Annotated in this window: 9 protein-coding genes; 6 read left to right on the top strand and 3 right to left on the bottom strand. The window is 69.6% G+C overall.

What is annotated here, in order from left to right; all coding sequences use genetic code 11:
• Positions 1-388 precede the first annotated feature (388 nt).
• Complete coding sequence (gene dinB / locus ACTHK2_RS16575; RefSeq protein WP_440246844.1) at positions 389-1,468, bottom strand: DNA polymerase IV; 1,080 nt, start codon at positions 1,466-1,468, stop codon at positions 389-391.
• Positions 1,469-1,648: 180 nt separating this feature from the next.
• Between dinB and ACTHK2_RS16570 the strand changes: the two genes are divergently transcribed.
• Both ACTHK2_RS16570 and ACTHK2_RS16565 read left to right on the top strand, forming a co-directional pair.
• A complete protein-coding gene (locus tag ACTHK2_RS16570) occupies positions 1,649-2,200 on the top strand; it encodes a DUF4124 domain-containing protein (protein ID WP_440246843.1) in 552 nt (183 codons plus the stop codon).
• Positions 2,201-2,266: 66 nt separating this feature from the next.
• A complete protein-coding gene (locus ACTHK2_RS16565) occupies positions 2,267-3,007 on the top strand; it encodes a hypothetical protein (protein ID WP_440246842.1) in 741 nt (246 codons plus the stop codon).
• Between the two features lie 339 nt (positions 3,008-3,346).
• Here the strand turns inward: ACTHK2_RS16565 and ACTHK2_RS16560 are convergent, their stop codons facing one another.
• Positions 3,347-3,574: a hypothetical protein gene (locus ACTHK2_RS16560; RefSeq protein ID WP_440246841.1), complete on the bottom strand. Its 228-nt coding sequence runs from the start codon at positions 3,572-3,574 to the stop codon at positions 3,347-3,349.
• A gap of 135 nt (positions 3,575-3,709) precedes the next feature.
• On the opposite strand from ACTHK2_RS16560, the gene ACTHK2_RS16555 reads away from it, so the two are divergent.
• The 4 genes from ACTHK2_RS16555 (at position 3,710) to ACTHK2_RS16540 (ending at position 6,081) form a co-directional block, all read left to right on the top strand.
• A complete protein-coding gene (locus ACTHK2_RS16555) occupies positions 3,710-4,258 on the top strand; it encodes a peroxiredoxin (protein ID WP_440246840.1) in 549 nt (182 codons plus the stop codon).
• On the top strand, positions 4,230-4,817 hold the full coding sequence (locus tag ACTHK2_RS16550) for a DNA-deoxyinosine glycosylase (protein WP_440246839.1): 588 nt from the start codon (positions 4,230-4,232) through the stop codon (positions 4,815-4,817). The genes ACTHK2_RS16555 and ACTHK2_RS16550 overlap by 29 nt, the downstream gene beginning before the upstream one ends.
• Positions 4,818-4,885: 68 nt before the next feature.
• On the top strand, positions 4,886-5,347 hold the full coding sequence (locus tag ACTHK2_RS16545; protein WP_440246838.1) for a hypothetical protein: 462 nt from the start codon (positions 4,886-4,888) through the stop codon (positions 5,345-5,347).
• A 176-nt stretch (positions 5,348-5,523) separates the two neighbouring features.
• Positions 5,524-6,081, top strand: coding sequence for a hypothetical protein (locus ACTHK2_RS16540; RefSeq protein WP_440246837.1), 558 nt, complete (start codon positions 5,524-5,526; stop codon positions 6,079-6,081).
• Between the two features lie 248 nt (positions 6,082-6,329).
• Here ACTHK2_RS16540 and ACTHK2_RS16535 read toward each other — a convergent pair.
• Positions 6,330-8,308: tetratricopeptide repeat protein (locus ACTHK2_RS16535; protein WP_440246836.1), on the bottom strand; the 1,979-nt coding region annotated here is incomplete at its 5' end.

Genomic DNA, 8,308 nt, shown 5'->3' with positions numbered 1-8,308 from the left:
CCCATTACCAACCCTCGTGGAACCCGGTGTTGCCTGTCGGGGGGGTCGTGCGCCCGGCCGGCGCCCCCCCGCGCCGATGCGGCGGGGTATAAAGCCCAAGCCTGGAACATGGATCTTGCGCTTTGATCAAATGCTTCGGCGGCACGCGCTGCGCGCGTGCCGCCCTACACGACATCGTGGTGCCCGGTGGGGCGTGTAGGGCGGGTCGAGCGCAGCGCGAGTCCCGCCGCGGCGATGCGGCGGGGTGGAAAGCCCAAGCCCGGAACATGGATCTTGCGCTTTGATCAAACGCTTCGGCGGCACGCGCTGCGCGCGTGCCGCCCTACAGGGTGCTCCGCGTGCTCCGTGTTTCAACCTTCGTGCTCTTCATCCCCTCCCGGCTGCCACCTCACGCGAACAAGGCCGCCTGCGTCGGCGTGTCGTCGGGGTCGCAGAAGTTCGCGAGCCCGACGCCGACGAGGCGGTACAGCGTCGAGGCCGGAAACGCGACCTGCTCGCGCAGGGCGAGCGCAATGGTGCCGAGTTCGTCGGCCGATTGCGGCGGGGTTTCCGGCGTGCGGCTGCGCGTGAGGATGCGGAATTCGCGGGTCTTGAGCTTGAGCACGACGGTGCGCCCGATCCGCTCGGTACGCCGCGTTGCCGCCCAGGTGCGCGCGGCGAGGTCGCGGATCATCGGCTCGGTCGCGGCCAGCGGCACGTCCTCGGCGAAGGTGTCTTCCGACGACACCGACTGCGTGGGCCGGTCGGGTCGCACTTCGCCACGATCGACGCCGTGCGCGAGTTCGGACAGGCGCCGTCCATAGCGGCCGAAGCGTGCTTCGAGCGCATGCGCGTCGAACGCGCGCAACTCGCCTACGGTGCGGATGCCGAGCGCGGCGAGCTTGCCGTCCATGACCTTGCCGACGCCGTGGATGCGCGCGACGGGCAACGGTTCGAGGAAGTCCTGCACCTCGTGCGGGCGGATCACGAACAGGCCGTCCGGCTTGCGCCAGTCCGAAGCGATCTTGGCGAGGAACTTCGCCGGCGCGACGCCGGCCGACGCGGTCAATGCGGTTTCCTCGCGGATCTCGGCGCGGATCGTGCGCGCGATCGCGGTCGCGCTCGGCAGCGCGGACTTCGGCTCGGTCACGTCGAGGTAGGCCTCGTCGAGCGACAGCGGCTCGACCAGGTCGGTATGGCGCAGCATGATCGCGCGCACCTGCTGCGACACCGCCTTGTAGCGTGCGAAGTCGGGCGGCACGAATACCGCGTCAGGGCACAGGCGCTCGGCGCGCACGGCCGGCATCGCCGAGCGCACGCCGAAGGTGCGCGCTTCGTAACTCGCCGCGCAGACGACCGAGCGCGCACCGCGCCAGGCGACCACGACCGGGCGACCGCGCAGGGACGGATCGTCGCGCTGTTCGACCGACGCGTAGAACGCGTCCATGTCGATGTGGATGAACTTGCGCACCGCGTCGGAGGGCTGCATCGAAGCGCGCGATGCTACTACCGCAGGACGTGTCGCGCGCGGGCCGGTCGCACGCGCGTGGCGGGTGCCATCGCGCGCGGATGCGCGCTGCGTTCGCACGTCGTACCGCGCCAGCCGACCGTCGTCGCGGCCGCGCCCCGTGCAGCAGCATGCCCGCTCCACGGAATGCGGAGCTGGATCATGCGCAAATCACTTCCACGCCGCCTGCGCGCATGCGCCTGCGCCGGACTCCTCGGCGTGTCCGCCCTCGCCCACGCCGACCCGGTCTTCAGCTGCCGCAACGCGCACGGCGAGATCGCCTACCAGGATCACGCCTGCGCCGCGGGCGAACGCCAGGCCGAGGTGATGCTCGATCCTGCACCGCCTGAGGCCGCGCCCGCGAGGACGCACGAGCGCACGCGCGAGCGGAGTCGTGCGCCGGCGCCGGCACGGCGACGCGCCCGAGGCGACGCGGATGCACGAACGGTGATGTCGTGGGAATGCCGCGCGTCGGATGGCGCCGTCTTCTATCGCCATGGGAGCTGCCCGAAAACGATCGGCTCGTCGCGCAGCGCGACGACCGGCACCCGCGGCGGCAAGGGGGCGATGGTTGGCGTGACGGCCACGCCGCTGCCGCGCGCGGAAGCCTGTCGCCGGCTCGCGCATGCCGGCGGACGCAGCGGACGCGAACACGACGAGGCGGTGTCGACCTACGAGCGCAATGCGGGACGCGATCCCTGCCGGCGCTACTGACGCGACGCGCCCGCATCGCGCGCATGCAGGTAGGATGGACATTCCATCCGACACGGAGCATCGCCGATGCGTCGCCAGACTCCAGCCCTCCTCGTCGCCGCCGTGCTCGTCGCGTCCTGTTCGCCGTCGGAGCCCCCCGCGGATTCGAGCCCGAACCCGGCGCCAGGTGCAGCGCCGGCGACATCGCCGTCGAGCCCCGTGGCCGATGCCCAGCAGGCCAAATCGCTCGAGCTCTATCGCACCCTGCACAAGGAACAGCAATGGGAGCTCGCTGCGCCGATCGGCAAGGAGATCGTCGACAAGTGGCCGGGCAGCGCGGCGGCGAAGGAAGTACAGGAGACGCTCGCCGACGCGACCGCCAAGGCGACCGAGATCGCGACGCGCCGCCGCCTCGTCGCGATGTGGAGTTACCAGGCGGGCAAGGAGTCGGGCGGCGACCAGGTTACCGCTTCGATCTACAGCAGTGACCTCGCCGCGGACAAGCGCGTGCGCCTGATCCTGCGGCGCCATTCCGCGTGGGGGCAGAGCGTGTACCTGTTCGGCGGCGGCAAGGGTTTCGAGTGCAAGGGTACCTGCAGTCTCGCCGCGCGCTTCGACGACAAGCCGCAGAAGATCGCCGCGTACCTGCCCGACACCGGCGAGCCCGCGCTCTTCATCAAGGACGACAAGGCGTTCATCGCCAAGCTCGCCGGTACGCAGAAGCTCAGCATCGACGTGACCGAGAAGGGCAAGGAACCGCGCACGCTCGTGTTCGAAGTCGGCGGCTACGACGCGGCGAAGTTCCCGCAGCTCGCGAAGAGAAAATAGCGCACCGGCGTTTTCCGAGGGCGAGTGAATGGGTCGAAGGGCATCGCGGCTGAAGCCGCTCCCGCGAAGAACCCGGCAAGCCGCGTGGGAACGCCTTCAGTCGTGATGCTCCCGGATACGACGCGTGCGCTTCCCCACGACTCCGTTCGCGTCGAGCAAGGCGGCTCAAGGCCGGATGCCGGAGCCGGCGTGCGAAGGCGCGGAACGGTGAAGGCGGATCCGCCGCTGCGTGGCTTGATCCGCCCTACGAGGCAGGATGTGGAGCGCCCGTAAACGTCGCTCCGGTGCGAGCGGCGAAAGCCTCGCTGCTCTCATGCCAGGCCACGATCGCGACGCGCCTCAGATCGCCTCCGGATCATGCGCCTCGAGCGTGACGCCGCTCGCGGCCACTTCGTAGTGCCGCTTCGACAGCACCTTGAGTTCGCCTCCGTCGGCGAGGCAGACCTTGGCGAGGCGCTCGATGTGTGCATTCTCGTGGCTCGCCGGCTCGACGTAGACGTGGATCTCGTAGTCGTTCCCATCGCTGCCGCGCGCGTGGTAGAGGTGCTTGAGGACCATGCCCGCCATGCCGTCGCTTTCCCGCGCCCGTCGGCCTTCGGAAATACCGTATCCATTCTGAATGAAATCGCAGCGATCGCCGGTCCTGCGTGCGTGGCGGCGTAGACTGGCCGCCCGATTTGCCTTGTTTCCATGGAGCCTTCGATGAAACGTTTCGCCTGCCTGCTCGGTTTCGCCTTCGCACTCGTCGCCGCGCCGTCGTTCGCCGATGAACCCGCGCCTGCCGGCCCGGCCGTCGGCGATGCCGCGCCCGACTACCGCCTGCAGGACCAGAAGGGCGACTGGCACACGCTCGCGCAGGAGCGCGGCAAGTGGACCGTGCTGTATTTCTACCCGAAGGACTTCACCCCCGGCTGCACGACCGAGGTGTGCACGTTCCGCGACGACATCGTCGCGCTCCGCAAGGCCGGCGCGGACGTCTACGGCGTCAGCCTCGACGACGTGAAGTCGCACGCCGAGTTCGCCGAGAAGTACCACGTGCCGTTCCGCCTCTTGTCCGACGCCGATCAGTCGACCGCCAAGGCGTACGGCGTACTCAACACCTCCAAGCTGGGCATGACCTACGCGCGTCGCGAGACATTCCTGATCGATCCCACGGGCAAGGTCGCCAAGCGCTACAAGGACGTCGACCCCAAGGAAAACTCCAAGCAGGTACTCGCCGACCTTGCCGAACTCAAGAAGACCGCCGGCTGATCCGGCACGCGGGCGCGTCGCGGACGACGCGGCGCCTCGCGTCGAGAGCTTTCCGCCGCAGGTCGGCGCCGGGTGCCGCGTGCTCGTGCTCGGCACGGTGCCGAGCCTCGCCTCGCTCGCGCTGCGGCAGTCGTACGGCCATGCGCAGAACCTCTTCTGGCCGTTCATGCGCGAGCTGTTCGACGCGGGGCCCGAGCGGCCGTATGCCGAACGCATCGCGCGCCTGCATGCACGTGGCGTCGGCATCTGGGACGTGCTCGAGCGCTGCGAGCGCCGCGGCAGCCTCGACAGCGACATCGTCGCCGCGAGCGAGATTGCCAACGACATTCCGGGACTGCTCGCCCGCGAGCCGACGATCGCCGCGCTCGCCCTCAACGGCGCCAAGGCGCTGCAGGTGTACCGTCGCCGCATCGAGCCGGCGATCGAAGCGTCACGCCGCGCGCGCCTCGCCGTGCTCGCGATGCCGTCGACGAGCCCGGCCAACGCGTCGATCCCGCGCGCGGACAAGCTCGCGCGCTGGCGCGAGATGCTCGCATGGACGCAGCCCGAGCGGCGCTGACGGCGGTCCCGAGCCGTTCAGCTTGGCGGCGCGAGACTGCCCGCCGTTCCAACACAGGAGGTTGTCCCATGAAGCACCGTACCCTTTCCGCGCTCGCCGCCGGTCTCGCACTGGCCGTGTTCGGTTCGGTCCAGGCGCATGCGGAATCGGCGAATCTGGACTGCAAGCTGAAGTTCTCGCTGACCGGCTGGTCGCTCATCTTCAAGCATGCCGAAGGCCATGGCACCGTGATGTGCGAGAACGGCGAATCGATGAACGTGAAGATCTCCGCCAAAGGCGGCGGCCTCACCGTCGGCAAGTCGCACATCGACAACGGCACTGGCCGTTTCACCGACGTGCACAACATCAACGACGTGCTCGGCACCTACGCGCAGGGTGACGCCAGCGCGGGTGCGGTGAAATCGGGTACCGCGCAGGTGCTCACCAAGGGCACCGTGTCGCTCGCGCTCGCGGGCTCCGGCGAAGGCGTCGAGCTCGGCGTGAGCGTCGGCGGCTTCACGATCGAGCCGGCGGGCAAGATCCGCAAGTAACACCATCGTGTCACGATACGACGGGCCGCGCATCGCGGCCCGTCGTTGCACGAGTAGGTACCGCTGACGTTTTGAACCGCTGCCGCGCCGTCCGGCTTGATACGCCCATCGTGGCCGCCGCACGCGTATGATCGGGCCATTGTGTCGACCGTCGGGAGTGGACCATGGTGCGTGTCGTGCTGGCAGCGATCGTCGGTGGGTTCCTCATGTTCATCTGGGGGGCGGTGTCACACATCGTGCTTCCGTTCGAGCGCGACGCGATGAAGCCGCTGCCGAATGAGGCCGCGGTCGTCGCGAGCATCGGCAGCAACGTCGACCAGCCCGGCATGTACTACTTCCCATGGCTCGATTACGCCAAGGCGACCACGCAGGAGCAGGACGCCTGGAAACAGCGCCTCGCGAGCGGACCCTCCGGCCTCATGATCTACCGGCCCAATGGCGGTGAAGCGATGTCGCCGCGGCAGCTCGTCACCGAGTTCTTTTCCAACGTGCTCGCCGCCCTGCTCGGCGCCTTGCTGCTCGTGCAGCTCGGCGGCGGCGTCGCGCGGCGCGTGCTGTCGATGGCCGCGATCGGCGTCGCGGCATGGCTGTCGATTTCGCTGTCGCAATGGAACTGGTACGGCTTTTCGACGTCTTTCCTGCTCGGCGACCTCGCCGACCAATTCGGCGGCTGGCTCCTGGCCGGCATCGGCATGTCGCTGCTGATCAAACCGCGGCGGGTGCGCAGCTTCTAGGGGCGCCGATCCGGTCGATGCGTGCCTGCGCTGCGACCAGGTCCATTCGCGGAGAACGCAGGCCGTGGGCGCCGGCAATGACATCGCCGGAGCGCAGGGCCGACCGCGGTGCATCGTAAAGATTTGATCATCCGCGAGCGCCCCGGCGTGATCCCGCCAGGATGTGCGCGTCGGGCTGGCAGGGCGCACCCTGGCGTTCCGGCGACCGTTGTTCACCAGCACCTCGGTGAACCCGGCGCGCCGGTCATTCATCCGGCCGCCTTGGCAGGCGCGTGCTTCTTCGCGGCCCATTCGGATTCCTTGTCCGGCTTCTTCCAGGCCGCGTACAGCTGCACGTAGCTGTCGACGACTTCCTGCGCGCGCGGATGATCGGGGCCGTAGCCGGGCGCGGCGGTGAACACGGTCCAGGCGCGGTCGAGTTCGCGTTCGGCGTCGGCATAGCGGCCCATCGCGGTGAGCACGGTCGCATAGCCGCGATACATCGCGGCGCGATAGGGGTTGTCGCCGAACGCCTGTTCGGCGTTGTCGGCGACGAAGCGCGCGTGGCGCTCCGCTTCGACGAGATCGCCGGCGTCGCGCAGCATCATCGACAGGTTGCCCTCGGCCATCAGCGTGCGCGGCGCGGTGTCGCCGTAGAGCTTGCGTGCCAACTCGAGTGCGCGCAGGTAATACGGGCGCGACTCGTCGTAGTGCTTCCCGTAGCGCAATGCACTGCCGAGATTCATGATCACGACCAGCGTGCGCGGATGCTCCGGGCCGTACACCTTCTCGACGACGGGCAGTAGCGGCGCCAGCAGCTGCGCGGCCTGGTCCGGGTGTTCGTCTTCGTTCTCCAGCACGGCGAGACTGACCTGCGCGCCGACGGTCTTGACGTCCTCGGCGCCGCGTTGCGCACGATACGTCGCGATCAGGCGTTGCAGGCGCGGCCGCGCGTCGGCGAAGCGACCGGCGAGGAAGTCGGCGATCGCGAGCCCCTGTTCGCTCTCGAGCGTCGCCTCGTCGTCGTCGCCGAGGACCTTCTTCTGCTGTTCGAGCACGCGTGCATAGCGCGCGCGCGCGGCGTCGAGCCGGCCGGCGTCGCGCTCGATCGAAGCGAGCCGGCTCTCGACGAGCAGGCGGCCGCGATCGTCTTCGGGCAGGCCGGCGACGAGCGCGAAGGCGGCCTCGGCGGTGGCGAGCGCATCCTTCGGGTGGCCGGCGGCATTGAGGCCGAGCGCGCGCTGGCTCGCAATGTCGGCGCTGGCGGCGGGCGGCAGTCCCGCTTCGTGCGCCGCCGCGACGGCGGCATCGAAATGGCTGCCGGCGAGGGCGAACTCGCCGAGCGAGGAATAGCTGCTCGCGATCGTGCGCTCGATTTCCGCGCGCACGTCCGGTTGCGCGGCGAGTTCGCGGCTCGCGCGGTCGGCCGCGGCATCGAGGATGGAACGCAGCAGGCGGTTGTCCATGCCGCGTGCGCGATCCGGGTCGATGCCGGCGAGCATGCTTCGCACGAAACCGGACACGCGCTCCGCCTTGGCCGCCTCCTGGCGCGCGACGGCGAGGCCGCGCAGCGCGAGCAGCGTACCCACGACGAGCGCGAGCCCGACCAGTGCGGCCGCACCGAGGCCGAGCCGGTGGCGCGCGACGAACTTGCGTGCGAGGTACCAGCGCGTGGGCGGCAGCGCCTTGACCGGGCGTTGCTCGCGGTAGCGTTCGAGGTCGTCGGCGAGCGCCGCGGCGGAGTCGTAGCGCTGCGTGCGCTCGATCGCGAGCGCCTTGCGCAGGATCGCGCGCAGCTCGGGCGGCAGGCGGCGCGCCGCGATGAGCAGGGCGGACGAATCGGGCATGGCCTCGGCGTCGGCATCGCTGTCGATCGCCGCGAGCAGGGTCTGTTGCGGCGCGCGCGTGGAATGGTGCGCGACCGAGTTGAGCGCGGCGGCGTCGGCGCCGGTGAGCACCTCGTAGAGCATGACGCCGAGCGAATAGACGTCGCTGCGCGTGTCGATGCCGCGCATCGGCTGCAGCGCCTGCTCCGGGCTCATGTAGAGCGTGGTGCCGGCGCGGTCCGAGCTCGTCGTCGAAGCGGCCACGCCTTCGCCCGCGACCGTGCCGCCGATGGCGATGCCGAAGTCGATGATCTTCGGCATCGGCGTGCCGTCGACGCGGCGCACGAGCACGTTGGCGGGCTTGAGGTCGCGGTGGATGATGCCTTTCTGGTGCGCGTGCTGGACGCCGTGGCAGACGCGTG

The organism is Dokdonella sp. (assembly GCF_051958935.1).
Classification (GTDB): Bacteria; Pseudomonadota; Gammaproteobacteria; order Xanthomonadales; family Rhodanobacteraceae; genus Dokdonella_A.
This window is presented reverse-complemented; position numbering and strand designations above follow the sequence as displayed.

Coding starts and splice junctions, on each gene's coding strand:
- dinB (WP_440246844.1), bottom strand. CDS start 1,468: ATGCAGCCCTCCGACGCGGTGCGCAAGTTCATCCACATCGACATGGAC.
- ACTHK2_RS16570 (WP_440246843.1), top strand. CDS start 1,649: ATGCGCAAATCACTTCCACGCCGCCTGCGCGCATGCGCCTGCGCCGGA.
- ACTHK2_RS16565 (WP_440246842.1), top strand. CDS start 2,267: ATGCGTCGCCAGACTCCAGCCCTCCTCGTCGCCGCCGTGCTCGTCGCG.
- ACTHK2_RS16560 (WP_440246841.1), bottom strand. CDS start 3,574: ATGGCGGGCATGGTCCTCAAGCACCTCTACCACGCGCGCGGCAGCGAT.
- ACTHK2_RS16555 (WP_440246840.1), top strand. CDS start 3,710: ATGAAACGTTTCGCCTGCCTGCTCGGTTTCGCCTTCGCACTCGTCGCC.
- ACTHK2_RS16545 (WP_440246838.1), top strand. CDS start 4,886: ATGAAGCACCGTACCCTTTCCGCGCTCGCCGCCGGTCTCGCACTGGCC.